At 71.8% G+C, this 25718-nt stretch carries 18 protein-coding genes; 5 read left to right on the top strand and 13 right to left on the bottom strand.

Going from position 1 to position 25718, the window contains the following annotated elements; translation table 11 throughout:
• Positions 1–51 precede the first annotated feature (51 nt).
• Positions 52–828 carry a biuret amidohydrolase gene (gene biuH / locus ACRYM2_RS00090; RefSeq protein ID WP_432519132.1) on the bottom strand — a complete coding sequence of 259 codons (777 nt, stop codon included), beginning with the start codon at positions 826–828 and terminating at the stop codon, positions 52–54.
• Positions 829–931: 103 nt separating this feature from the next.
• The gene (locus ACRYM2_RS00085; RefSeq protein ID WP_432518993.1) at positions 932–1633 is read right to left on the bottom strand and encodes a GntR family transcriptional regulator; all 702 of its coding nucleotides are present in this window, start codon (positions 1631–1633) and stop codon (positions 932–934) included.
• Between the two features lie 710 nt (positions 1634–2343).
• On the opposite strand from ACRYM2_RS00085, the gene ACRYM2_RS00080 reads away from it, so the two are divergent.
• Both ACRYM2_RS00080 and ACRYM2_RS00075 read left to right on the top strand, forming a co-directional pair.
• Entirely contained in the window at positions 2344–3399 is a 1056-nt protein-coding gene (locus ACRYM2_RS00080) for a hypothetical protein (protein ID WP_432518992.1), read from the top strand.
• Between the two features lie 275 nt (positions 3400–3674).
• Positions 3675–4889: an ATP-binding protein gene (locus ACRYM2_RS00075; RefSeq protein ID WP_432518991.1), complete on the top strand. Its 1215-nt coding sequence runs from the start codon at positions 3675–3677 to the stop codon at positions 4887–4889.
• A gap of 687 nt (positions 4890–5576) precedes the next feature.
• On the opposite strand, the gene ACRYM2_RS00070 is transcribed toward ACRYM2_RS00075, so the two are convergent.
• Genes ACRYM2_RS00070 through ACRYM2_RS00060 form a run of 3 tightly spaced genes read right to left on the bottom strand, consistent with a single transcriptional unit; the run spans position 5577 to position 8787 of the window.
• Positions 5577–6506, bottom strand: a complete 930-nt coding sequence (locus ACRYM2_RS00070) for an ornithine cyclodeaminase family protein (protein ID WP_432518990.1) — start codon at positions 6504–6506, stop codon at positions 5577–5579.
• The gene (locus tag ACRYM2_RS00065; RefSeq protein WP_432518988.1) at positions 6506–7198 is read right to left on the bottom strand and encodes an SDR family NAD(P)-dependent oxidoreductase; all 693 of its coding nucleotides are present in this window, start codon (positions 7196–7198) and stop codon (positions 6506–6508) included. The genes ACRYM2_RS00070 and ACRYM2_RS00065 overlap by 1 nt, the downstream gene beginning before the upstream one ends.
• Positions 7195–8787 carry a M17 family metallopeptidase gene (locus ACRYM2_RS00060; protein WP_432518987.1) on the bottom strand — a complete coding sequence of 531 codons (1593 nt, stop codon included), beginning with the start codon at positions 8785–8787 and terminating at the stop codon, positions 7195–7197. The genes ACRYM2_RS00065 and ACRYM2_RS00060 overlap by 4 nt, the downstream gene beginning before the upstream one ends.
• A 150-nt stretch (positions 8788–8937) precedes the next feature.
• Here ACRYM2_RS00060 and ACRYM2_RS00055 point away from each other — a divergent pair, with 150 nt between their 5' ends.
• On the top strand, positions 8938–10977 hold the full coding sequence (locus ACRYM2_RS00055) for a hydantoinase/oxoprolinase family protein (RefSeq protein WP_432518986.1): 2040 nt from the start codon (positions 8938–8940) through the stop codon (positions 10975–10977).
• Positions 10974–12728 carry a hydantoinase B/oxoprolinase family protein gene (locus ACRYM2_RS00050; RefSeq protein ID WP_432518985.1) on the top strand — a complete coding sequence of 585 codons (1755 nt, stop codon included), beginning with the start codon at positions 10974–10976 and terminating at the stop codon, positions 12726–12728. The genes ACRYM2_RS00055 and ACRYM2_RS00050 overlap by 4 nt, the downstream gene beginning before the upstream one ends.
• Before the next feature lie 179 nt (positions 12729–12907).
• Here the strand turns inward: ACRYM2_RS00050 and ACRYM2_RS00045 are convergent, their stop codons facing one another.
• The 6 genes from ACRYM2_RS00045 to ACRYM2_RS00020 form a co-directional block, all read right to left on the bottom strand.
• Positions 12908–14908 carry a PucR family transcriptional regulator gene (locus ACRYM2_RS00045; protein ID WP_432518984.1) on the bottom strand — a complete coding sequence of 667 codons (2001 nt, stop codon included), beginning with the start codon at positions 14906–14908 and terminating at the stop codon, positions 12908–12910.
• Positions 14905–16158 (bottom strand): DUF917 domain-containing protein, encoded by a 1254-nt coding sequence (locus ACRYM2_RS00040; protein WP_432518983.1) that lies wholly within the window; start codon positions 16156–16158, stop codon positions 14905–14907. Before ACRYM2_RS00040 ends, ACRYM2_RS00045 begins: the two co-directional genes overlap by 4 nt.
• Positions 16148–17623: a hypothetical protein gene (locus ACRYM2_RS00035; protein WP_432518982.1), complete on the bottom strand. Its 1476-nt coding sequence runs from the start codon at positions 17621–17623 to the stop codon at positions 16148–16150. Before ACRYM2_RS00035 ends, ACRYM2_RS00040 begins: the two co-directional genes overlap by 11 nt.
• A gap of 190 nt (positions 17624–17813) precedes the next feature.
• Positions 17814–18827, bottom strand: coding sequence for an ABC transporter permease (locus ACRYM2_RS00030; RefSeq protein WP_432518981.1), 1014 nt, complete (start codon positions 18825–18827; stop codon positions 17814–17816).
• Between the two features lie 5 nt (positions 18828–18832).
• A complete protein-coding gene (locus tag ACRYM2_RS00025; protein ID WP_432518980.1) occupies positions 18833–20347 on the bottom strand; it encodes a sugar ABC transporter ATP-binding protein in 1515 nt (504 codons plus the stop codon).
• Between the two features lie 143 nt (positions 20348–20490).
• Entirely contained in the window at positions 20491–21606 is a 1116-nt protein-coding gene (locus tag ACRYM2_RS00020) for a sugar ABC transporter substrate-binding protein (RefSeq protein WP_432518978.1), read from the bottom strand.
• Between the two features lie 314 nt (positions 21607–21920).
• Between ACRYM2_RS00020 and ACRYM2_RS00015 the strand changes: the two genes are divergently transcribed.
• The gene (locus tag ACRYM2_RS00015) at positions 21921–23255 is read left to right on the top strand and encodes a metal-dependent hydrolase family protein (RefSeq protein WP_432518977.1); all 1335 of its coding nucleotides are present in this window, start codon (positions 21921–21923) and stop codon (positions 23253–23255) included.
• Between the two features lie 318 nt (positions 23256–23573).
• On the opposite strand, the gene ACRYM2_RS00010 is transcribed toward ACRYM2_RS00015, so the two are convergent.
• Positions 23574–24347: an excalibur calcium-binding domain-containing protein gene (locus ACRYM2_RS00010; RefSeq protein ID WP_432518976.1), complete on the bottom strand. Its 774-nt coding sequence runs from the start codon at positions 24345–24347 to the stop codon at positions 23574–23576.
• A 750-nt stretch (positions 24348–25097) separates the two neighbouring features.
• A complete protein-coding gene (locus ACRYM2_RS00005) occupies positions 25098–25535 on the bottom strand; it encodes a hypothetical protein (RefSeq protein ID WP_432518974.1) in 438 nt (145 codons plus the stop codon).
• Positions 25536–25718: the final 183 nt, after the last annotated feature.

Here is a 25718-nt window from a genome sequence, read left to right as displayed (position 1 = left end):
GGTCCGCAGCGCCATTCGGGGAGGCGCTGGGTCGCAGGGTGGCCTCGTGGCTCACGCGCTGACCCCCGCACCGGATGCTGCGCCGACTGCTGCATCGGCTGTCGTACCGATTGCTGTCCTGGTGCTCGTCGTCGTGCTGGTGTGCAGCGAGGCGAGGAGGTCCTCGGAGGTGGCCACGGCGCCGAAGACGCCGCCTTGCATGGTGACCATGCGCAGGGCCGCCTCGTGGTTGGCCGGGTCGGTGGCCCCGGTGCAGTCGGACAGGATCAGGCACTCGTAGCCGCGGTCGTTGGCCTCGCGCATCGTGGTGTGCACGCACACATCGGTGGTGATGCCGGTCAGGATGAGGTGGGTGATGCCGCCCGCGCGCAGCAGCAGGTCCAGGTCGGTGGCGTAGAAGGCGCCCTTGCCGGGTTTGTCGACCACGTGCTCGCCGTCGACGGGTGCCACCTCGGGCACGATCTGCCACCCGGGTTCCCCGCGCACCAGGATGCGCCCGCAGGGGCCGGCGGCGCCGATCTCGGCGCCGATCTGCGCGGAGCGCCACCGCTTGTTGGCCGGCAGGTCCGCCAGGTCGGGGCGGTGGCCCTCTCGGGTGTGGATGACCTTCAGCCCGGCGGTGCGGGCCGCTCGCAGGACGCGGGCGGTGGGTCCCAGCCCGGCGCGGGTGAGCTGGATGTCGTAGCCCATGGCATCGACGTAGCCACCCGGCCCGCAGAAGTCGACCTGCCAGTCGATGCACAGCAGCGCCGTCCTGGCCGGGTCGATGCCGCCGTCGTAGGGCCAGGCGTAAGGCGTCGCGCCGGACAGGGCGGGCAAGGTCGACATGGTTTTCGGCAAGGAGTTCAGCGGAGAGTCCTGCAGCTGCTCCGGTGCTGCAGAGGCGGTGGTGCACTCGCTCAGCGCGGACATGGTGCCTCCTGGGGCGGGGTCAGCGGGTGGTGGAGACGGCCAGGGCGCGTGCGGTCAGGGCGCGCTTGGCCCGTCCCTCCACCACGTCCAGGGAGTCGCCGACGTGCTGGTGCAGCGCGTGCAGGCCGTCGGCCAGGCGGTCGGCGAGGACGTGGTCGAGGATGTCCAGGTGTTCGGTGATGGTCGCCCACACCCGGTCTTCGGTCAGGTAGTCGTACATGCGGACCAGGCGGATGCGGCTGTTGACGGTGCGCAGCGCTTCTGTCAGTGCGGGGTTGCCGGAGGCGGCGGCGAGACGTACGTGGAAGTCCTCATCCAGCAGCACCATGTCCGGTCCGGGGGTGGGCGGTTCGTCCTTCAGCTCCAGCCAGCGTTCGCGCAGGGCGTGCAGGGCGGCGATGTCGTGCTGCACGGTGGTGTCCTCGAGTGCGCGGGCGATGCAGCGCAGCTCCAGCGTGATGCGCAGCTCGTACAGGTCACGCAGCTCGTGCAGGTCCAGGACGACTGGGTAGTAGCCGTCCTGCTCTTGGGTGATGAGCCCGTCGGCGTGCAGGCGCACCAGCGCCTCCCGCAGCGGGGTGCGGGAGACTCCGACCACCTCGGTCAGGCGGCTGGTCACCAAGCGCCGGCCCACCGGCAGGGCGCCGGACATCAGCAGCTCGCGCAGGTGGTTGTAGGCCCGGTCGCGCAGGTTGGCGGCCTCAGCAGTGTGCGTATCCATCGCTGGATACAGTCATGGATACCGGTTTCGGCCGTGGTTCAGCCATGTTTCACGCTTGTGAACACTCCCCCGACGACTGAGCGCCGCTCAACCGATCGTCTTGAGCCACTGGCTCGGTACCGACCGCTCCAGCCCATCGTGTGATGAGGACGCCTCGAGCGCATTGCCGGTGCTCATCCACGTGCTGATGTCACCAGCGGACGTCGCCAGGGCACGCGAACCACCTTCAGCACGCTGACAAGGACGATGCACAGTGGGTGCACACGCAACAGCGGGTCCAGCTGCGCGGTCATCGCCGGCCGACCCGGCGCTCGTAGGCGGGGTTGTCGATCGGGAAGCTCACGCAGCGCCCTGAATCCGCGCCGCTGGCCGGGAGAGCGTCGTAGCCCGCCACATCTCACCACCGACTCGCGGCCGCTGCTGACGCTCTTCGCTGCCTTACCAGCACACCTGCAGCACCGGCCTCGTGACCCCACCCACCAACTGGGTCACCATCGGACCTCGGCACTCGGTGAGTGAGCGTTGCCTGGGCGAGGGAGCAGCTGGCTTCCACAGCTCAGGCTTGGGCGTTGGAGGAGACCCTGTCGGCGCGGTAGTGGGCGAAGGCCTGTACGCCGCGATGAAGCAGGATCCGCTTGAGCACTGCCGATGATGACGGATCAAGAAGGCACCCCTGGTGGGACGGCCGATGGGGCACCTACGGTCGAGCCATGACCCGCCGACCGCGCAGCGCAGCGCTCGTCCCCGCCACCATCGCCCTCACCGCGGGCCTGCTAGCCGCACCGGCTCCCGCCATCGCCGCCCCCGCAGCAGCTGCCCGCACCGCCGGTGCGGCCACGACAGCCGGTGGCGCCACGGGTGTCACCACCGCGGGGGAGGTCACCGGCGCTACGGAAGTCACCGCTGCTGGCGGTCGGCACGGGCGCCTGCCCGAGACGATCGCGCTGCCCACCGGTTCCCTGCCCGAAGGCATCGCCCGCGGGTGCGGCACCACCTTCTACGCCGGCTCGCGCGCCGACGGCAGCATCGTCGTCGGCGACCTGCGCACCGGCAGCACCCGGCAGCTGGTCGCCGGGGTGAGCGGTCGCGTGGCCGTGGGAATGGTCTACGAGGCGCGCGCTGACCGGTTGTGGGTGGCGGGCGGGGCGACCGGGGCGATCACGGCCTACGACGCCGGCACCGGGCAGGAGCTGGGCCGCTGGGTGGTGCCCGGCAGCGGTTTCCTCAACGACGTGGAGGTCACCCGCGAGGGGGTGTACGTCACCGACTCCGCCGTGCAGCGCCTCGTCGTCATCCCGCTGGGTCGGCGCGGCGCCCTGCCCGCCACCGACGGCGCCAGGACGCTGGAGATCACCGGCGACCTGGTCTACGGGCCCGGTTTCAACGCCAACGGCATCCGCGCCTACCGCGGTGCGCTGATCGTGACGCAGAGCAGCACCGGGGACCTGTTCCGGGTGGACCCGCGCACCGGTGCCAGCGAGCGCATCCAGGTGAGCGGTCGCGACCTGACCGCCGGTGACGGCCTGGTGCTGCGCGGGCGGACCCTGTACGTGGTCTTCGGCTTCTCCACCGACTCCGCCGCGGTGGTGCGCCTGTCCCGCGACGGGCGCAGCGGTGAGGTCGTCGGCGAGGTGGGCGATCCCGACCTCGATCGCCCGACCACGGGTGTGCTGGCGGCGGGGGCGTTGTGGCTGGTCAACGGCCGCTTCGAGGTGGCCGACCCGCGCAGCGCCGACTACCAGGTCGTGCGGGTGGACTTGCGCTGAGCTCGCCGCAGGCGTGCTCGCCTGATCGCGGCAGGGGGGCACCCCTCGGGCCTCTTTCGGGTGCCTGTTGAGGACACAGGAGTCCGTCACCTCATGAGCGCGGGTGTCGGGTCGGTGCAGCGCCTCTGCCGCAGCGCCTGCCCCGGGACGCTGCCGCCGCCCTACCGGAGGCGGGGCATCGGCACCCGATCCGCCCGGGCGTGTGACGGGTTACGAAGCTTAGGATGCTTTATCTGCTGTGGATAAGGCATCCTAAGGCAGCTAAGATCGGTGTCATGCGGGCCCTGACCAACCCCTACACCCCCAACGCCGGCGCCGAGCCCGAAGCCGTCGTCGGCCGCGATGACCAACTGGCCTCCTTCGAGCTGCTGCTGGCCCGCCTTGCCCGCGGGCGCACCGAGCAGTCCATGATCATCACCGGGCTGCGCGGAGTCGGCAAGACCGTCCTGCTGGGCCAGTTCCGCACCAAGGCCCTCGAGCAGGAGTGGGTGGTGCTCGAGCAGGAGGTCAGCAAGCACGACGAAGCCGACTTCCGCCGCGACATCTCCTCCCGCCTGCGCGCCGCCCTGCTGCAGCTGTCCCCCAAGGTCCGCTGGAGCGATCGGCTGCGCCACGCCGCCGCGGTGCTGAAGTCCTTCAGCCTGTCCGTGGACGCCGCCGGCACCCTCACCGCCGGGATGGACGTCGAAGCCGCCGAAGGCTTCGCCGACCACGCCGACCTGGCCATGGACCTCACCGACGTCTTCGTGGCCTTGGGCGAGGCCGCCAAGGAGCAGGAGCGGGGCGTGGTGCTGCTCTTCGACGAAGTGCAGTTCCTCACCAAGACCCAGCTGGAAGCCCTCATCCAAGCCCTGCACAAGATGGTCCAGCGCAAGCTGCCCATCACCTTCGTCGGCGCCGGGCTGCCGCAGATCGCCGAGCTGGCCGGGGATGCGAAGTCCTACGCCGAGCGCCTGTTCAAGTTCCCCAGCATCGGCAACCTCACCGACGACGACGCCAAGGCCGCCCTGGCCCGCCCGGCCGCCGAGGAGGACATCACCTACAGCCCCGCCGCTCTGGAGGAGGCGGTGGCCATCACCGGCGGCTACCCCTACTTCCTCCAAGAGCTCGGCTACGCCGTCTGGACCGTCGCCGCCGGCCCGCAGATCACCCTGGAGGACGTCCAGGCGGCGGTGCCGGCCTACGAGGCCAAGCTGGACGCCTCCTTCTTCCGCGTCCGCCTGGATCGCACCACCGACCTGCAACGTGCCTACCTGCGCGCCATGGCCCAGCTAGGAGCGGCCGCGCAGAAGGCCGCCGACGTCGCCGAGGTGATGGGACGCACCTCCACCAACCTCGGCCCCACCCGCGCGGAGCTGATCAACATGGGTCTGCTGTGGACACCCCAGCACGGCTACGCCGCCTTCACCGTCCCCCACTTCGACCGCTTCCTGCTGCGCGCCATCCCCACCCTGGACGTCCCCCCACTGCGGGCACGCCGCACCCGATGACCCCGCCGCCGCCCCGAAGGCTCCTGACGGCCTCTCGTTCACAGCCGGCAGGGTCGACCTCGCCACCGCAGGTGCGATCACAGCAGCCGTGGACGCTGGTCGGCGGCCGAACCGTTGCCGCTCAGGAGAGCGGCGCTCCCACAGGCGCTGCCAGGCCGGCTTTCCCTGCCGCGCTTGCTCGTAGTGCTCCCGCTGCCGCAGCCGGCCGGATCCAGCAGCACACTCGCGTGCGGGTGCCACTGCAGCACCGACGCCGGGCAAGAAGCCGACAACGGGCCCTCGACCACCGCGGCCGCCTTCGCCGACCTACAGGCCAGCAACACCAGGTCCCGGGCCTGCAGGATCGTGCCCAGCCCCTGCGCCAGGCACCACGTGGGCACCGCCTCGATGTCACCGGCAGCGGCGATCAGCAGCGGCAGCTATGGCATCGAGCACAGCAGCAGGCTCTCGTACTGGTCCATCAGCTCCGCACCTTTCGCCTACGCCCGGAGCTCGCACTCATCGCCGGAGGATCGGTCCACTCCCGCAGCGCAGCTGCCTGAGGAAGACCGGAGCATGGACGCAGACGGCGCCGGATGGTGAGCGCTTGGCGGCCGTGGACGCGCTGATCCACCCGGTGCTCGTCTCTTGGTGAGCGGCCACTCGAACTGGCTGAGGGTGGAGCCCGAGAACGCGCAGCGGCCTGCATCAGGCTGTGCTGGAGGAGGCTGGATCAACTGCTGCAGCAAGTTCGGCGACCACCAAGTCCTGCCAGCCCATGCCGACGCTCTTGAAGACCGTCAGCTGCCGACCGGTCGTCGAGCGTGAGCTGGTCAGCAGTTCCGTCAGCTCGATGAGGTCGTCTTCTTGGACCGCCCCGTCGCTGAGAGCCAGCACGATGTCTCCGGCCTCCCGCAACGCCACCTTCCGCTGCTCGACCACCACGCTCGAGGCACGTCGAAGAAGCGCCGACTCGAGCTCGCGGAAGCCGCGGTGGTGGGAGCCGACGGCCACTACGCAGGCGTGAGCGGGCACTAGACCGGTGGGGAGCACCGGTGTGCTGGAGGTCGTCGCGCAGACCACGATGTCGGCCTCCGGCACCTGGTCCAGGGTGCCGGCCCGGGCCGGCAGGCCCTCCTCACTGAGTCGGGCGGCCAGGTGCGCGGCGCGCTGCGCCGAGCGGCCGACGATGCAGATGTCGTCCAGCGCTCGAACGCTCGCGATGGCGTGAGCATGGCCCCAGGCTTGCGGGCCGGAGCCCACCACCACAAGGCGCTGAGCCAGGGGGGCGGCCAGGTGCCGCACGGCGACCGCTGAGAGCGCCGGGGTGCGCACGGTGGTCAAGGCGGTGCCGTCGAGCAGCGCCTGCGGGGTCAGCGTGACGGGGTCCAGCAGCAGGTAGCTGGCCTGGATGCGCGGAAGGCCACGTCCGGTGTTGGACGGCGCCACACCGACGACCTTCACGCCGACCGCCGTTGCGGAGTGCGCGGGCATGAGCAGCAGCTCCCCGGCCTCAAGCGCGACCGCCATGCGCGGTGGCGCGCTGGCCCGTCCGCCGCGCGCGGCTGCCTCGATGGCCTGGATCGCCGCGTTCCAGGGCACCCGGGCGTACAGCTGGTCGGCGTCGATGATGCGCATCAGTCGTACAGGTCCGACTGCAGCAGCAGCACACCGCTGACGGTGCCGCGCGGCATCGTGACCATGGTGTGCACCAGCTGCGCGATCGACTCCGGGGCGATGACGAGCTCCGGGTCCATCTGCGGTGTCGAGCGCCAGCGCATCGGGGTGTCCACCGGCCCCGGGCACAGCGGCAGCACACGGACGTGCTCCGGTGCCAGTTCGGCGGCCAGGGCCCGGGCCATGCCCACCACACCCGCCTTGGCGGCGCTGTAGGCGACGACGGGATAGCCCCACAGCGCGGTCTTGGAGGAGATCAGGACCAGGCTGGCGTTGGAGCTGCGGCGCAGGTGCGGCAAGAAGGCGGAGGAGATGAGGAAGGCGGAGGTCAGGTTGGCATCGACCACCCGTCGCCACTCCGCGAGGCTGCAGTCCTCGAAGGAGGTCATGGAGCTGTCTCCGACGGCGTGCACGATGACGTCCGCGTGCTCCACCGCGCCGGCCAGGGCAAGCACGTCCTGCTCACTGGTGGCGTCGGCGGTGTGCACCACGGCGTGCCCGCCGGCGGCTGTGACGGTTTGGGCGGTGTGCTCGAGCGGCTCGCGGCGGCGGCCGACCAGGTGCACGGTGCCGCCGTCGGCGGCCAACCGGGTGGCGGTGGCGGCTCCCACGCCTTGCCCGGCGCCGACGATGACGCTGCTGTACGTGCTCACGACTGTCCTCCGAAGGTGCTGAGTGCTTCGACGAGCTGGACGAGGGTGCGGACCCCGAATCCGGTGGGCATCGCGTCGGCTCCACTGCCGCGTTCGGCGGGACCGGAGATGTCCAGGTGCGCCCACGGCAGGCCGGGTGGGACGAACTCGGCCAGGAAGAGCGCCGCGGTGATCGCGCGGGCGTTGTCCTGTCCGGGGTGGTTGCGCACGTGCGCGTGCGCGGAGGCGGAGAGCACCTGCGTCCGGTAGCGGGCGGCCAGGGGAAGGGGCCACATCGGCTCTCCGCAGGAGCGGGCCGCGCTCAAGACGGCCTCGACCAGCGCGCCATCGGAGCCCAGCACCCCGGCGATCTGCGGGCCGAGGGCGGTGACGACCTGGTAGGTCAGCGTGGCCACGTCGATGAGAGCTCGTGGGTGGTGCCTGGCGGCGAGCGTGAGCGCGTCGGCCATCAGCACCCGGCCCTCGAAGTCGGTGTCGACGATCTCGATGCGCTGGCCGGACAAGGAAGTGATGATGTCGCCGGGCCGCGTGGCCAGCGGGCCGGGCATGTTCTCCGCCAGGGGCAGGAAGGCACGCACGGGCACCGGCAGCGCCAGCTGAGCCATCGCACATACAGCCGCGGTCACCACCGCGGCGCCGGCCTTGTCGCGGTGCATGCCGACCATGGCCGCCGGTGACTTCAGCGACAAGCCCCCGCTGTCGAAGGTGACGCCCTTGCCGACCAGGCACACCGGCTGCTGCCCGGCGCTGCCCGGCGGGTCCCAGGCCAGGCTGACCAGGCGGGGCGGATGCGGTGAGCCGGCGCCGACGGCCAGGACGGCACCGAAGCCCTCCCGGCGCAGTTGGTCCTCATCGCGCACGTCGACGTCGACGCCGTGCTGGCCGGCGAGGTCGGTGAGGGCCCGAGCGAAGGAGTCGGGGGTGGCCTGGTTGGCTCGCAGATCGGTCAGGGCCCGGGCTTGCCGGGCGGCCGCGGACAGTGTCCGGCCGCGGTGAACCGCACCGGTCAGATCCTGCGGAGCGTGCAGGACGATGCCGGAGCGGTCAACCGGGTGCTCCGCAGTCGAGCGCTGGCTGGTCGAGCGCTGGACAGGTGAACGCTCGCCGGTCGGATGCTCACCGGCCAGCGGTGCCCCGGCCGCGCCTTGCGGCCTTCGCTGCCGACTGTCAGCCGGCCGCTCGGCCCGCTGCCGGCTGTCACCTGGCTGGGCGGCTCGGTCCCGGCGGGCCTCGTCGGGACCGGTCTCGTGGGGGCCGGTCTCGTGGGGGCCGCTCTCGTGGAGCAGCTCATCGGCGACGTCGGCGATGAGCTGAGCCCACCAGCAGCTGTCCCAGCCGGGGTGCGCGACGCGCTCGGCGAGGGCCTGGACGTCGATGGCCGCCCGGTCCGCTGTCGGACCGGCTGCGGGGTTGGCTGCCGTGTGCAGGCCCGCCTCGCGCAGCGCCGCGGTGACGGTGGCGCGAGCGCTTTCGACAGCGGTGGCGTCGGTGAGGTGCGCGAGGTGCGCGAGGTGAGCGAGGTGGGCGAGGCCGGTGGCCTCGAGGACCACGCCGTGCGCGGGAGCTGGGGCGTGGCTGGTCCAGATCACGTGCCGCAGCCTGCTGGGCGTGTGGCGGCGGGTGGAGTGCGTCCTGCCCAGCCGGTGGTGGTGGCGTTGGTCAACGCGCACGGGGGGTGTCCGGGGCGCCTTCCTACGTTGGCCGTGCTTCCCTCATCCCGGCTCCCCGAGGCAGGTCTCATGAGCAGGTACCGCGTTTCCATGGACATCGGTGGCACGTTCACCGATGTCATCTCCTACGACGAGGACAGCGGTGAGTACCGCGCGGGCAAGTCCTCCACGACACCGCACGACCTGACGGCCGGGGTGTTCGCGGCGATGGACGCCCTGGTGGCGGATCCGCGTGACATCTCCTTCATGGTGCACGGCACCACCCAGGGCCTGAACGCGCTGCTGACCCGGCGCGGTGAGCGCGTGCTGGTGCTGGCCACCGAGGGCGCCAGCCACCAGCTGCACATCGCCCGCGGACCGCGCTGGCGGCTGTACGACCTGCACTACCGCAAGCCCGAACCGCTGGTCCCGCTGCAGGACATCGTGCCGATCGGCGGGCGCTTCTCGGCCGAGGGTGTCGAGCTGAGCGCGTTGGATGAGGAGGCGGTGCGGGCGGCCGCGGCCCGCGGCCGCGCCGAAGGCGTCACCGCGTACGCGGTGTGCCTGCTGTTCAGCTTCCGCTCCCCTCAGCACGAGCTGCGCGCGGAGGAGATCCTGCGCGAGGAGCTCGGGGCGGAGGTGACCATCTCCCTCTCGCACCGCGCGGCCAAGGAGTGGCGTGAGTACGAGCGCTCCTCCTCGGCCGTGGTGGAGGCCTACACCGGGCCGGTGGTGCGCCGCTACCTGACCAAGCTGGAGGACTCCCTGACCCAGCGGCAGCTGCCGGTGCCGCTGCACGTGATGCAGTCCTCCGGCGGCATCCTCACCGTCGACTCCGCCCGCCAGCGGCCGCTGCAGACGCTGCTGTCGGGGCCGGTCGGCGGCGCGATGGGCGGTGCGGCCCTCTCGGCCAGCCTGGGCCGGCCCAACCTCATCTGCGTGGACATGGGCGGCACCTCCTTCGATGTCTCGCTGATCGTGGACGGGCAGCCGGACGTCTCCCCGGAGACGGAACTGGAGGGGCTGCCGATGCTGATGCCGGTGGTCAACATCCACACCGTGGGCGCCGGGGGCGGTTCGGTGGCCTACCTGGAGCAGGGCGGCCTGCGGGTCGGCCCGCGCTCGGCGGGCGCCACGCCGGGGCCGGCCTGCTACGGGCGCGGCGGCACCGAGCCGACCGTCACCGATGCGAACCTGGTGCTGGGTCGGGTGGATCCCTCCTGGTTCGCCGGTGGGCAGATGAGCCTGGATGTGCAGGCGGCCCGCACGGCGGTGGCCACGGTCGCCGAGCCGCTGGGGTTGAGCGTGGAGGCGATGGCCGAGGGCATCTGCGATGTGGCCAACGCCAAGATGGCGCAGGCCATCCGCACCATCACCGTCGCCCGGGGCATCGAGCCGCGCTCGTTCAGCCTGGTCGCCTTCGGTGGGGCCGGCCCCATGCACGCGGTCTTCCTGGCTCAGGAACTGGGCATCCGTGAGGTGCTGGTGCCCCGCTTCCCGGGAGCCTTCTCGGCCTGGGGGATGCTGCAGACCTCCATCCGCCACGATGAGACCGAGCCGTACTACTTCCGCGATGAGGACATCGACACCGCGGACATGGCCGCGCGCCTTCGCCGCATGGGTGCTCACGCGCTGGACTTCGTGCGCGCCGAAGGCGTCGGCGAGGACAGCGCCCGCATCAGCTTCTCCGCCGATGTGCGCTACGTGGCGCAGGAGTACACCCTGACCGTTCCGCTGCTGGAGGCTGATGAGCCGATGGAGGCCGGCTTCCTGGCCTCGCTGGCGGCGCGCTTCGGTGAGCAGCACAAGACCCGCTTCGGTCACGCCAACGACGGCGCACCCATCGAGGTGGTGGCGCTGCGCGCCACCGGGCTGGGTGATCTGCTGCGGGCGGCGCCGGGTGCCTTCACCCCCGCTCCGGCCAGCGAGCAGGTGCCGACCTCGCAGGTGTGGTTCGCCGGGCAGGCCATGCCGACGAGCTTGCACCGGCGCGCCGGGCTGGGCGCTGCTGCGATCGCCTCGCCCACCGTCGTGGTCGAGGAGACCGCCACCACCGTCGTGCCCCCGGGCTTCAGCGTCGCCGTCGATGAGCGGGGCACGCTCGTCATCACCGCCGAGGAGAACGCATGAGCACCACACCGTCGGCTGCGACGCCCTCGCACGCCACGCCCAGCACCGCGAGCCCGGGCCGCACCAGCGTTGACGCCGGCTCTGCTCCGGGCTCCCCCGTCGACCCCGTCGTCGTCGAGATCATCCGCAACGCGCTGAACTCGGCCGCCGACGACATGAACGCCTCGCTGATCCGCTCGGCCTACACGCCGATCATCTACGAGGGCGGCGACTGCGTCGTGGCGCTGCTGGACGACCAGCACCACGTGCTCGGGCAGTCGGCCGGGCTGCCGATCTTCCTGGGCAACCTGGAGATGTGCACGATCGCCACCGAGGAGGCCTTCGGGCGCGATGCCTGGCAGCCGGGTGATGTGTGGATCCTCAACGACAGCTACATCGGCGGCACCCACCTCAACGACGTCACCATCTTCGGGCCGGTGTTCGTCGATGAGACCCTGGTCGGCTTCACCGCCTCCCGCGCGCACTGGATCGATGTGGGCGCCAAGGACCCCGGCAGCCCGATGGACTCCACCTCCATCTTCCAGGAGGGCCTGCGGCTGGGCCCGCAGAAGCTGGTGGCCGGCGGCGAGCCGGTGCACGCGGTCATCGACACCATCAAGCGCAACGTCCGCTTCCCCTACCCCACCACCGGCGACATGCACGCGATGATCGCGTGCATCGAGATGGGTCAGGTGCGCCTGGCCGAGATCGTGCGCCGCTTCGGGTTGGAGACGCTGCGCGCGGCCCGCGATGAGATCTTCGCCCAGACCGAGCGCCTGGAGCGCGCGGTCATCGCGGGCATCCCCGACGGCGTCTACGAGGCCGAGGGCTTCCTCGACAACGACGGCATCGACCTGGACACGCCCATCCCGGTCAAGCTGCGCATCACCGTCTCGGGGGACTCCATCGACTTCGATGTGCGCGAGTCGGCCGATCAGGCTCGCGGGCCGGTCAACTGCGGCACCGCCCAGACCATCTCCGCGTGCCGGGTGGGCTACAAGCTGCTCATCAGCCCCGATGTGGCTGGCAACGGCGGCTCGTTCCGGCCGATGACCGTGCAGGTGCGGGAGGGCTCGGTCTTCGGGGCGGTGGCTCCCGCTGCCTGCCAGTGGTACTTCTCCCACCTGGGCCTGCTGATCGACCTGGTGGCCAAGGCGATGGCGCCGGCGATGCCGCAGGCCGTGGCCGCAGCCAGCCACGGCGACTCGATGATCGTGCAGGTCGCCGGCTACGACAGCCGCGTCGGTCGCGACTACGTCAGCTTGGAGGCCACCCTCGGCGGCTGGGGCGCCTGGGAGGGCAGCGACGGCGAGAGCGCTCTGATCAACAACGTCAACGGCTCGCTGAAGGACCTGCCGATCGAGGTCTTCGAGACGCGCTACCCCTTCCGCATCACCGACTACCGGCTGCGTCCTGACAGCGCCGGTGACGGCAAGTACCGCGGTGGAGTCGGAGTGGTGCGCGAGTACACCGCGCTGGAGGACTGCACCATCTCCTTGTGGTTCGAGCGCTCGCGCACCAAGCCGTGGGGCATCTTCGGCGGCGGGGAGGGCGTGGGCCCCAGCGTGGTCATCAATCCCGGCCGACCCGACGAGCGTGCGGTCTTGAAGTCCAACGGCACCGTCTTGAAGGCCGGCGACGTCATCCGCTGCCAGACCAGCGGCGGCGGCGGCTTCGGTGATCCCCGCGAGCGTGATCGCGCGGCCGTGCAGGCCGACGTCCTGACCGGGGTCATCTCCGCCGACAAGGCCGCCACGGTCTACGGGCTCTGAGACGACTGCGCCCTGAGCCGGAAGCCCGAGCAAGGTCGGGGCCGCGCCTGGACCCGCCGCCGCACATGGCAGGCGGCGGGTCTTGGCAGGCGGCGGGTCTAGACAGGCGGCGGGCCCAGGCGCGGCCGGCTCAGGAGCAACCGGCTTGGCCCACGTGGTCGGTGACGTCCGTGAGCGGCTCAGGTGGTCATGCCGCCGGTGACGGCCACGTGGCAGAGCAGGTGAAGCTCCAGTGCCCGCTCAGGGTCGTCCAGCGCCACGCCGAGGCGGCGGATGCGCTCCATCCGGCCGCTGACGGTGTTGCGGTGCACACCCAGGCGTTCGGCGGCGCGCATCGTGGAGCCGGCGCAGTCGAAGTAGGCCAGCAGGGTGCGCACCAACTCGTCGCGGTCGTCGACGGCCAGCAGCACCTCCAGCGCATCCTGGGCGATGCGATGCAGATGCGCGGCATCGTTGGCGGCGACGATGCCCCGCGAGCCCAGCTCGGAGAACTGCTGTGCCTGCTGCCCGGTGGAAGCCGCAGCACGCGCCGCGATCGCCGCCTGCTCCAGCGTCTGCGCCAGGGCGCCCTCCCCTTGGCACAGGCGTCCCAGGCCGACGTGCAGGTCCACCCCGACGTCGGCGCGCTGCACCAGACGTTCGGCGCGCGCCAGGACCGCCATCACGGCCTGCGCGCGAGCGTCCTCCTCGTCCGTGTCCTCGATTGAGTCCTCGCTGGTGTGCTCACCACGTGCATCTCGCAGGCCGTCGGCCAACCCGTTCCGCTCAGCGGCGGGCACGGCAGCCCGCGGGCTGCTTTCAGCACCGCCCGGGCGAGCGTCCTCAGCGTCTGCTCGAGGCGTGAGCGCCGACCACAGCGCCCAGCCACCGGCGTACGGCGCCGGTGGCGCTCCGACGGGCTCGGCGTTCCACGCCGTCCGCAGCGCCAGGCCGACCGCGGCAGCTCCCCGCAGGCTCTCATCGCGGGGCAGGACGAGGGCGGCGACCAGGTCACCGTCCAACGGCCAGCCAAGCGCCGTCGCCGGTGCCGGGTCGCAGGGATCCGCCAACAGGCGGCTCAGGGCGAAACCGTCCCGCTCGTGCCGGGCGGCGACATCGACGCGCTCGGCTGCCTCACAGGCGATGATCTGGGAGCGGGCGATCTGCAGCACCTGGGTGAGCACCTGGTTCCAGGCGACCGATCGGTGCGAGGGCACGGCGAGCAGCACCCGGCCGGGCTCGACGTCCAGCGGCGCCAGCGGCACGCGGACCGCTTGCGCACTCACCGGTGAGGCATCACCGGCGATCACCCGCTGCGAGGAACCGCGCAGGCTGATGGCCGTTCCCGGCAGCTCGCGCTGCAACAGGGAGAGGACTTGGGGCACCGAAGTGGTTTCGCTGAGCAGGACGGCACAGCGTGCGATGAGGGCTGAACGCACCGCGCCTGGACGTGCCACCAGCGCTGACAGCTCCAGCGCGAGCTCGGTGGGATCACTCCGGTGGAATCCCACGGACACCGACAGCCGCTCTGCCAGGCGCTGCACTGCCTGGGCGGCGTGACCGTCGGTCTGGGCGATGACCGCACGGGCGTTGCGCTCCCACGCATAGCGCACGGCGATCTCCACAGTCCAGGCGGCTGAGGCGATCGGCGTCTGCAGCACCACCAGGGTCCCCGGGCGACAGGCTTGCATCTCGTCCAGATCGGAGACGAGGCGGACCTTGGAGACGGTGCGGTCCAAACCGACCTGCACCGGGACGTCGACACCTTCCATCGGCTTGGAGCGCAGCAGCTCCCCCCAGGTGACTGCTTCGGTGCGGGCAGGCGGTGGACCGAGCACAGCTCGTGCTCCCCGCTGCGGGGCCTGCTGCGGGGCCTGCTGCGGGGCCTGCTGCGGGCGCTGTCGCGGGTTGTGCTGCGGGCTCTGCTGCGCCTCGCGCACGGGCTGCTGGTGGGGTGCACTCCGAGAGCCTGCAGGGCTGCGGCCGGCTGCGGCGGCAACGCCCTGGACCGATGCCTTCGCTGCTGGCCTTCGCACACCCGCCTCGCGCACGCCCGGGTTCTGCACGCTCGGCTCCTTCATGCCCGGCTCCTGCATGCCCGGCTCCTGCACGCCCGCCTCCTTCATGATCGCCTGTTCCTCGATCGACGCCTCCACCCCGAAGGTCTGCGCAGCTGCTCGCGCCTGCCCCGGCTCCTTCACGGGCGGCTTCCTGGCGGCCAGGTCAGTCCGAACGCCGCTGGACCGGCCATCGCGAGCCCGGCCTGGCTTCGCCAGGCATCGGCGGCCGGCAGGATGAGGACTTCCATCACCTGGCCCACCTGCAGATCGCTGAGCTCCACCGCGCGCCGGCGCAGCGGGTCGATCAGGCAGATGGTGTCCGGCACCGCGCCGACCACTCCGCCGTCGACGGTGGCGATGACGATCTCGTTGCGCACCTCCAAGCGGATCAGCGGCTGCGTCGCGGACAGTCCCCGCAGCAGGATGCTGTAGGGGCGCGCCGGCTGCCGGGTGCGCAAGCCGACGTGGTCGTGGGCGCTGAGTTCGATCACCTGGGCACGGGCTACCAGGCGTCCACCCAGCTGGCGGGCCAGTCGCTCACCGAGGTCGGCGCGCGGTAGCTGCAGGACGGCGCCGCTGTCCATGCGCTGGGACAAGGAGTGCGCGATGCCTGTCTGGACCAGGCGGTGCACCAGCGCCGGGTAGGTGGCGCACAGCAGCCAGCCGCCGGCGGCCGAGACCGCTGCGCGCACGATCTCCTCGGTGTGAGCGCCCGGCGAGTCCACCGTGATGACATCCCCCCAGGGGCCCACCCCGACCAGCGGGCTGACCGAGACTCCACCCAGGGCGAAGGTCGTCTGATCGATCAGCGGCAGGATGCGGCCCTGGCCATCGCAGTCCACCAGCGGCAGGTCCAGCAGTGAGGCGGCTCCCACGGCGATGAGCGCGTTGGGCCCGGAGCAGTTGAAGGGCACCAGCGCGCTGAAGGGCCTGCCCACGCTCTCCTCAAGACGCCGCACCGCAGTGCTGATCTCGTCACCGCGGAAGGGGTGCTCCAGCAGGCTCAGCAGCGCCCCGACCATGAGGACAGCCACCCCCATCTCCTCGGGAGCGAAGCGGGCGCGGGCCTGCTCGGGGTCGAGAAGTTCGACAGGACGCCGGCTGAGCAGTGAGTGCACCCAGGTCTCCAAGGCGCCGCGGTAGGTGCTGGCCGCCGACAGCACGCCCAGCTGACTGCCCACGAACAGGTCGTCGAAGTCGTCGGGGCCGATGACGGCGCTGCTGCGCCGCGACGAGGTCGGCGTGTCGCCGCAGGAGACCGTCGGCGCGGAACGGGCGAGGCCTGAGCCGGGGCGCCCAGCGCTTCGGGCTGGGCTCGCGATCGGGTTCGCAGTCGTGCTCGGGCTCGAGTTCGGGTTCAGGTTCGGGTTCGGCGGAAGCTCAGACGACACGGACGCTCTCCTGCGCAGCGGCGACGAAGGAGCGCACCTGCACCAACGGCGCGCTGAGGTAGGACAGGGGCACGACCTGGTCGGTGACGGTACGCAGGTGTGCGCGCGGGTCGGTGGTCAAGACGCTGGCTTGCGCGCGACGTCGGGCGGCTTCACGCGCTCGGTCCCAGGTGCCGTCCGGTTCGGCGCTGGCGTAGGTGACGACCTCGCACTGGGCGAGCGCCGCGCACACTCCACGGGCCAGGAGCACCTCCTCGGCTTCGATGATCTCGTGCACCTGCAGACCGCTGCCCCGCAGCTTCTGAGCCAGCGCATCCATCGATGTCCCAGCAGATGCACCGGGGCACGCGACGGGGGATGCGCCAGGGGATGCGACGGCAAGTGCGGCGGCAGGTGCGACGCTGGTCGCCTCGAGCAGGACCACGGGCTGGCCGGTGAGGGCGCTCAGCGGCAGTCCCTCGCCGTCGGCGTCGGCGACGGTGAGAGCGCTGGCGTGGCGCTGGTTGGCGCGTACTCCAGGCAGCCACGGCGAGAGCTCCCGCACGGGATCCACCCGCACGCAGCCTTGCTCCACCGCCGCAGCCTGCAGCACACCGCCAGTGCGCAGCAGCACGTGCGCGGTGCCGACGCCGGCGGTGGCCGCTGCTCCCTGCACCAGCAAGGCCGTGCGGCTGCCCAGCAACCGTGAGGCGTGCAGCCGGGCCTGCTCGCGACTGACCCACGAGCCGTCGGCGAGGGTGAAGCCGGGCCGGGCGCCGGGCACGACGGCGTCGACGGCCGCGGAGAGCTCATCGAGCATCCGGCTGACCGCGGGAGCCAGCGCCGCATCGAGCACGGCGGTGCACTCACGCTCCAGCTGCCGCACGCCACCTGCCGTGTGCGACATCGCCACCGGCCGCCCGCTCAGCCGGCTCAGCTGGTCGGCCACATCGGTCTCCCAGCTGCTGTCGACCAGCGACCCGACCGCTGAGACGGCGAAGGAGGCCGAGCCGTGAGCCTGCGCCAGGGCCACCGCACGATGCAGAGCGTCATGGTCCATCGCGCCCAGTCGCCGGCCCTGGAAGTCGTGCCCGCCGTGCAGGTGCACGCGCCCGGCATCCACGCGGGCGACCACGCTGGCCGGCCAGCCGGAGTACAGCTCACCGATGGAGCGCTCCGAGGGAGAGATGCGCACCGTGGTCACCGCTGCCAGGCGTTCGTAGCCGCCGCCGAGCAGGTCGATCAGCAGCTCCGAGACATCCAGCAGCACCCGGGTGCCTGCCGGTGGAGCCAGCTGCTGCAGCACGGCTGTCAGCGTCTGCACCGGCTGGCCGCCGTGCCGGCGCGCGGTGGCGGGCGCGTGGGGATGGGCCAAGGCGCCCACCGCCCCGCCCGGTCCCAGGTGGATCCCGACCATGGCCAGCACCGGGCCAGTATCGGTGCCCGCCGCCAGGCCGCGGACGCCCGCCGGCGTGCTGGTCGGCATCCTCACCGCCCCTCCTCACCTGGCGTGACGTCAGCGCCCCTGCGTGGCCCTCCGGGTCTTCCTGGCCTCTTGGTCCTCCTGGCTCTTCTCACCAGCTCCCAGCAGCGCCTCGTCGCGGGGTCGGCGGCGGGAGCGGGCGGCGGGGGTCGGCGCAGCCGGTCATCACTGTCAGTCACCGCCACTGGAACTTTCAGCGGCGGCGGCGGCGCAGCACTTGGTCGATGCTGACGGCCAGCAGGATCAGGAAACCGGTCAGCACCTGCTGGTAGGTGGTGTCCCAGCCCAGCAGGTTGAAGCCGTTGGAGAACAGCTGCAGGATCAGCACCCCGGCCAGGGCCCGCCAGATGGCGCCTTCACCACCGGCGATGCTGGTGCCGCCGACGACGGTGGCGGCGATGGCGCTCAGCTCCAACCCCTCCCCCAGGCTGGCCTGGGCCGAGCCGGCGCGCGAGGAGAGCACCACCCCGGCCAGGCCGGCGCACGCACCGCTGATGACCAGGGCCAGCAGGCGCACCCGGTCCACGCTGATGCCGGACAGGCGCGCCGCTTCGGCGTTGCCCCCCACCGCGTACAGCGAGCGCCCGAAGCGGGTGCAGGAGAGCAGGAACCAGGTGCCGGCGGCCACGGCGAGCAGCACGAACACCGAGACCGTCACCCCCAGCGGGCGGGTGGTGTAGGTCATCATCTGGAAGCCCAGCAGCTGCTCGGCGAGCGGGTAGACGATGCTGCCTCCGGTCAGCAGGATCGCCACGCCGCGAAAGACGATGCTGGAGGCGAGGGTGGCGATGAAGGAGTTGACGCCGATGCGGGTGATGACCACCCCGTTGAGCGCGCCCAGCAGCGCTCCGACGACGACGGCCGCGGCGAAGCCGACCGCGACACCTGCCGCCTGGGTGGTCAGGATCCCGACGATGGCGCTGACCGCCAGCACCGCGCTGGTGGACAGGTCGAAGATGCCGGCGATGATGCACAAGGTCACACCGCAGGCGATGATCCCGACGACGACGACCTGATCGAGCAGGTTGCGCAGGTTGGCCAGGGTGGCGAAGGTGTCGGTGCTCAACGACAGCGACACGATCAGCAGCACGATGACGACGAGGATGCCGTAGTCGCGCAGCAGCGCCACGTGGGAGGCGCGTCGGCGCGCCGAGGCAGCGCCACTCGGTGGCCGCAGGTCACCGCCGTGCTCCTGGGTGGTGCTCATCTGTGTCATCGAAGGTCCTCTCGGTCGGCGAAGGCGGCCTGCAGGATGCGTTCGGGATCGGCTTCGGCCGCGTTCAGCGCGGCGCTGATGCGTCCTTGGCGCAGCACCAGGACGCGGTGGGAGAGCCCGCGCACCTCCTCCACCTCCGAGGAGACCAGCAGCACCGCCATGCCGGAGGCGGCCAGGTCGGCGATGAGGCGGTGGATGCGGACCTTGGCGCCGACATCGACGCCGCGGGTGGGCTCGTCCACGATCAGCACCCGCGGCGCGCGGGCCAGCCACTTGGCGAACAGCACCTTCTGCTGATTGCCGCCCGAGAGGGTCCACACCGCTCCGTCGTCGGCGGCGGCGCGCACATCCAGGCCTTCCACGCTCTGCCGGGCCAGCCGGCGCTCGGCGCGGCGGCTGCGCAGGCCCCAGCGGGTGGTGGCCTCGGGGCTGGCCAGGGTGATGTTGTCGCGCACGCTGTGCTGCAGCAGCAGTCCCTGGTCCTTGCGGGACTCGGGCACCATCGCGATGCCGGCGCGCATGGCGGCGGCCGGTGAGCCGGCGCGGATGCGCCGCCCACCCACCCGCACCTGCCCGGCATCGGGGCGGTCGGCGCCGAAGATCAGCCGCAGCGTCTCCGAGCGGCCGGAGCCGACCAGGCCGGCGATGCCGACCACCTCACCGGCGCGCACGCTGACGTCCACGCCGCGCACGGCGCTGCCGCGGCGCAGGCCCACGGCCTCCAGCAGCACCGGTGCGTCGGCGGGCACCGGTGCCAGCTGCGGGTAGAGCACGTCCACATCGCGCCCGGCCATGGCCCGCACCAAGGTGGTGGGGGTGTGCTCGGTGGTGGGGGCGGTCAGCACGTGCCGGCCATCGCGCAGCACCGTGACCGCATCGCACGTCTGCAGCACCTCCTCCAGGAAGTGCGAGATGAGCACCACGCAGGCGCCGGCATCGGCCAGTCGGCGGGTCAGGGCCAGCAGGGCGGCTGTCTCCGACTGCGTCAGCACCGCGGTCGGCTCGTCCATGACCACGATGCGCACCCCGCGCCCGACAGCGCGCAGCACCTCTACCTGCTGCTGGGCGGCGATCGGCAGGTCGCCGACGATGGCGTCGGGGTCCAGGTGGAAGCCGGTGCGCTCGCACAGCTGCTCGAAGCGGCGGCGGTCGGTGCGCCGGGAGAGCACCCCGGCGCGGGTGGACCAGGCGCCCAGGAAGACGTTCTCCAGCACGGTGCGGGCGGGAACGGTGGCCAGCTCCTGGGAGATGATGCTGATGCCGTGGGTCAGCGCCTCGGCGGGTGAGGTGATGTGCACCGGGTGGCCGTCGATGCGGATGGCGCCGGAGTCGGCGCGCTCGATGCCGGTGAGCACCTTCATCAGGGTGGACTTGCCGGCGCCGTTCTCACCGACCAGGCCGTGGACGGTGCCCGGCTGCAGCGTCAAGCTCACCTCGTGCAGGACGCGGGTGCCGCCGTAGGACTTCACGATGGCCTCCAGCTGCACGGCTGCGCCCGACGCGGGTGGCACGGGTGGCGAGGTCGGCGTGGCCGGGACCTGCTCCGCACCTGCCGTCAGTGGTGCAGCCGTCGGTGCCATGGCAGGTGCGGCGCTCGCAGGTGGCACGGCGCCGGCGGAGGCGCCGTCCTGGTCGGCCGGCCGCGGCGCGGTGCTCATTCGTCGTACTGGCCTTCGATGCCGGTCACGGTGGAGGAGGTGCAGATCATGTCTGCGGGCCAGGCGACGCCGCTGGGAGCGAGCCCGGCGTAGTCGTTGGAGGCGGGCACCGCGGTGCCCCGCGCGGCGGCCAGCCCCAGCGCGGCGGCGGTCTGGCCGGCGGTGACCTCAGGAGTGCAGTAGGCGCCGAACCAGCGGCCATCGCGCACCGCGTCCAGCGCCTGGCGCGATCCTCCATTGCCGATCAGCGCGACGTCTTGACCGACGACGCCTTCGGCGCCGGCGATGGCCTGGGTGGAGCCGATGACGACGTCGACGTCCGGGTCGGACTGCAGCACGTCCTGCATCGCCTGCCGGCCGCTGTCGTTGGTGTAGCCGCCCTCCACCGAGGCCACCACCTCGATGCCGGCGCTGCTCAGCTGCTGCTTGACCGCTTCGGTGCGGGCGTTGTCCAGCGGCAAGCTCCGGTTGCCTTCCAGGTAGGCGACTTGGCAGGGCTGGGTGCCCAGCTGCTTGCAGGCGTCCACCGCCATCTGCCCCAGCGCCTTGCCGTTGTCGGTCGGCACGTCGATGAGGGTCAGGGCGCCCTGGACCTGCGGGTCGGCGCTGTCGTAGGCGGTGCCCACCGGGGTGAACTCCACGACCACGCTGATGCCGGCGCTGATGGCGCTCTGCACGGCGGGGATGACCGCCTGGCCGTCGTTGGCCTGCACGACGAAGACGTCGAAGCGGCCGCTGGTGAGCGCATCCTGCATCTGGCTGACCTGGGTCTGCGCGTCGAAGTTGGGGTCGAAGAACTGCGCGGTGGCGTTGTGCGCCTGCGCGTACTGCTCGATGCCGCTCCAGGTGGCGTTGGCGAAGGAGTTGGCCCGCGCGAAGCCGAAGAAGGCGATGGACTTGGCCTCGCCCTCATCTGCTGCCGGCACCGCGTCCGGTCCAGTGATGTCGATGTCGACGGCCGGCTGCGCCGAGGCCGTGCCGGCGCTGCCTCCAGCCTCGCCTCCGCCTCCCGCTCCGGTGGAGGCTGGTGCGTCCACGCCGCAGCCGGCGAGGAGGAGCGGGGTCAGGCACAAGGCGGCGAGCGCCACCTGGCGCTGGCGACGACTGGTCATCGGTGGTCTCCCGGGGTCGCTGAGCGAGGCTTGCGGGAAACCTAGGAGGGCAGCGCGGCGGCTGGTGTGCAGGATGCATGGCGGGTGGGCCACTGCTTGTGCCGGACGCCGCACGTTTCCACCATGTTTCACCTCTGAAGCCGCCACCCCACCGTCCCACTCCACCGGCCCACCCCACCGGCCCACCCCGCTGACCCACGCCGTTGTGCAGTCGGCCCACCGGTGCCTTCGGAGCCTGTGCGCGGCGTCGCCGGGCGCGCTGGCCGCGCTGCCAGAGTGCGCGCAGACGCCCACCGCGACCCTGGGAGCCTTCGTTGAGCAGTGAGTCCACCGACAGCAGCCCGATGCTGGGTGCAACGGTCAGCCCAGTGGTCAGCCCAGTGGTCAGCCCAGAAGGCGGCCCGGGCAGGCGTCCGCAACTGGCGGTGCGCAACGTGCGCATCTTCGACGGTCTGAGCCCACAGCTCACCGAGGGCACCATCGTGATCACTGACGGACGCATCAGCGCTCTGGGACCCGACGCCGAGGCCGACGATGCCGAGCAGGTGCTCGAGGGAGGCGGCCGGACCGCACTACCAGGCCTGATCGATGCGCACTTCCACGCCTACGGGCTGAGCCTGGACCTGCTCGACATCGAGTCGCGACCGTTGAGCTACGTGGCGCTGGCCGGTGCCCGGCGCTTGTCGCGGGCGCTGGCGCGAGGCTTCACCACCGTGCGTGATGTCGCCGGCGGTGACGCCGAGCTCGGGGCGGCCGTCGAGCAAGGCCTCATCAGCTCCCCGCGCTACCTGTGGACAGGGCCCGCGCTCTCGCAGACCGGCGGGCACGGCGATGTCCGCTCCGGCGATCGTGAGCAGGCGGTGTGCTGCGCGCACTCCAGCGAGGTCGTCGACGGGGTGGAGGCCGTCCGGCTGGCCGTGCGTGATCGGCTGCGGCGCGGAGCTCACGCGATCAAGATGATGACCTCCGGCGGCGTCACCTCCGTGATCGATCCGATCAGGGTGCCGCAGTACTCCGCCGAGGAACTGCAGGTGGCGACCGCAGAGGCGGCGCGCCGCGGCTCCTACGTCACGGCCCACTCCTACTCACCGGAGGCGATCCAGCACTCGGTGCGCAACGGCGTCACCTGCATCGAGCACGCCAACCTGCTCGATGAGCCGACCGCCGCCCTGATGAGCGAGCGTGGCGTCTTCATGGTGCCCACCTTGGTCACCTACGACGCGATGAACCGCCGGGGCGCGCAACTGGGCATGTCGGCGATCTCCCAGGCCAAGAACCGCGAGGTCCTGCAGCACGGCCGGCACGCCATCGAGCTGGCCGCCGCGGCCGGTGTCCGCATCGGCTTCGGCACCGACTTGATGGGTGAGCTGGAAGATGAGCAGCTGACAGGCCTGCGGCTGCAAGCAGAGGTGATGGGCCCCTACGAGATGCTTCGCTCGGTCACTTCCACCAACGCCGACCTGCTGCGGCGCCCTGACCTCGGACGGATCAGCGAAGGAGCGATCGCCGACCTGCTGCTGCTCGACGGTGACCCCCTAGAGCATCCCAACTTCCTGTGGGCTGCAGACCGAACGGTCATTCGAGGCGGCCGGATCGTGGGTGCACAAAAAGGTTGCCCCTCTTCTCCCGACACCGACCCGAGGCGGTGACATCGCCGGAGAGAAGTCCTTTGATGCCCCGACCCCACCCGTCGGCGCGGCATCAGCGTGCTGTGAAGCCGGCAAAGCCGCGCGAGCCGCCCTTGCACGAGCGCTGCTGACTTCGGCGTCAGCGAGGCCTGCCTGCGCCGCTGGGCTCGTTGGAGCGACGGCGGTCGTGCCTGCACCAGCGGGCGCAGCGGGAAGGCCAGCACTGACGCGCTTGAGTGATCAGTTGAGGGTGGCGTCAAGTGTGTGGGTTCGCCGACCGTGAGGCGCCGCGGCCACCACCCCCCTGCGTGGTGGTCGCAGCGCCTCAGCCGGGCAGGCTCAGCGGGGGTCGACCTCGCAGGCCACGCCATCCCCATCGCGGTCCAGGTCACGGCTGTAGCCCTGCTGACCGGCGTACAGGGGTGAGCCGATGGTGTTCCACACATCGGTGCAGTTGGCGTAGAAGGCCTTGGACTGACGCACCACACCGCTGGCCCGCGTCCACGTCAGCGTGCCGCCCTGGAAGTTCTGGTACACGCCGTTGGCGCCGGCCAGCTCCTGGCTGGTGGGGTAGCCCAGCGTGCCGCGCTCCCAGCCGCGGGCGGCCCAGTGGCTGTAGAAGGCCCCCGAGACGCTGTGCGCACCGGTGGCCGGCGACCAGTACAGGGTGCCGCCCTGGAAGCGCTGGAAGACACCACCGGCGGCGGGCAGCTCCTCACTGGTCGGGAAGCCCAGGAAGGAGCGCTCGAAGCCCAGGGAGGCCCACAGCTGGTAGAAGGAGCCGGACACCTTGTGCGCGCCGGTGGCCGGGCTCCAGTACAGGGTGCCGCTCTGGAAGACCTGGAAGACGCCACCGGCCGCGGCGCCCTGCTCGTTGGTCAGCGGGTACCCCAGCGGGCCCCGCTCCCACCCCTGGCCGGCCCAGTAGCCGTAGAAGGCGCCGTGCACCTCGTGGGCACCAGTGCCCGGAGACCAGTGGATGACCCCGTTCTGGAAGGTGTTGAAGGCACCCACCGCGCCTGCGGTGGGCAGCTCATCGCTCAGCGGAGCGCCGGGCTTGAAGCCGGTGCCGGCCTGCAGGCGCAGCCATTCCTGCTCGATGGCCCCGCGCACGTCCTTGGTGCCGTTGGGGCCTGGGCAGGGAGTGGCCTGGGCAGGGGGTGGCCTGGGCAGGGGGTGGCCTGGGCAGGGGGTGGCCTGGGCAGGGGGTGGCCTGAGCGGTGCCCGCTCCGGCCAGCAGGGCCGCTGCGCTCACGCCGGCAGCCAGGAAACGGCGCATCATCACGCCCGTGGTGAAGCCTCCACACGTTCGGTCGGGTCTGGGGGCCAGCGCCGGTGGGTCCGTCACCACCTGCAAGACACCCAGGTGGTGCTCAGCCCTACCGGAGGGGTGGAAGTTCTCGCTGCCTGAGGTGCAGGTGTCGATCGATGCTCCGCGCTGCGCCCACTCCCCCGCGCTGCGGTCACCTCCCCACGCTGCGGGCGGGCCGCCAGCACTCCGGCGCTCAGGCCGCTGGACGCTGGCTGGCCGCACAGGTCAGTTGCTGCCGATGCGGACTGCTGCACGCCTTCGCCGGCACGAGGCGCCCGCGCTCCTGCACCCAGGTCGCGCTGCCCTGGCGGAGGAGCAGCGGCCCGCAACGAGTCGGCGATGAGCCGGCGACGAGCTGCAGTTGCCGTCTTCCCTCAGCGGTTGCGCACCGATCGCTGCGGTCGCAGGTCGGGGGACGCTGGCGGCGCTGGCGCTCTGCATGCCGGCCCCGGCTCTGCAGCGGGAGCCGTCGGCTGCGCTCTTCGACGCGAGGTAGTCGGCAAGCCGGCACCGGCCGCCGACCCGCCTGCGAGGGGTGTCCGCGCTGGTGCTCAGGCAGTGGCTCCGGCGCGGATGCGGCGCAGCAGCTGCGCGAACGCCAGCGCACGTGGGTCTGCTCCAGCCGGTGTGGGCACGGCGGCGGTGGTGTAGCCGAAGGCCAGGCGGGTACCCGGGTCAGCGAAGGCCAGCGCCCCACCGGCGCCGTCGTGACCGAAGGCGGCCGGAGTGCCGAAGTCCAAGCGAGGACTGGGCTTTTCGAACAGGACCGCGAAGTGCGTGCTGCCACCGAGGACGAGGTCGCTGCCGGACACCTGCGAGCGGGTGACGGCATCGAGGGTGCCACTGCGCAGCAGCGGGCTGTGGCCGCCGAGGCCGGTGGCCGCGGCGTAGGCATCGGCCAGGCCGCGGGCGGAGCCGGTGCCCGAGACCGACGGGATGCCCGCGGCACGCAGCGCCGGCGCGTTGATCCAGCTGTTGGCGGGGCCCATGGCATCCAGCTGCTCGGTCGCCGCCTGCAGCAGCCCTCCCGCCGGCCGCGGGGGGGGCGGGCGGGCGGGGGGCGGGGGGGGGGGGTTGGGGCGCGGGGGGGGCGGGGGAGTGGGGCCCCCCCCCCCCCCCCGTCCGCGCACCAGCGTGGAGGCCGTGGTGGACCGGCTCATCACGGCCATCGC

Source organism: Kineococcus aridisoli (assembly GCF_050871885.1).
Taxonomy (GTDB): Bacteria; Actinomycetota; Actinomycetes; order Actinomycetales; family Kineococcaceae; genus Kineococcus.
Note: the sequence above shows the minus strand (reverse complement) of the source record. Positions and strands in the feature narration are given on the sequence as shown.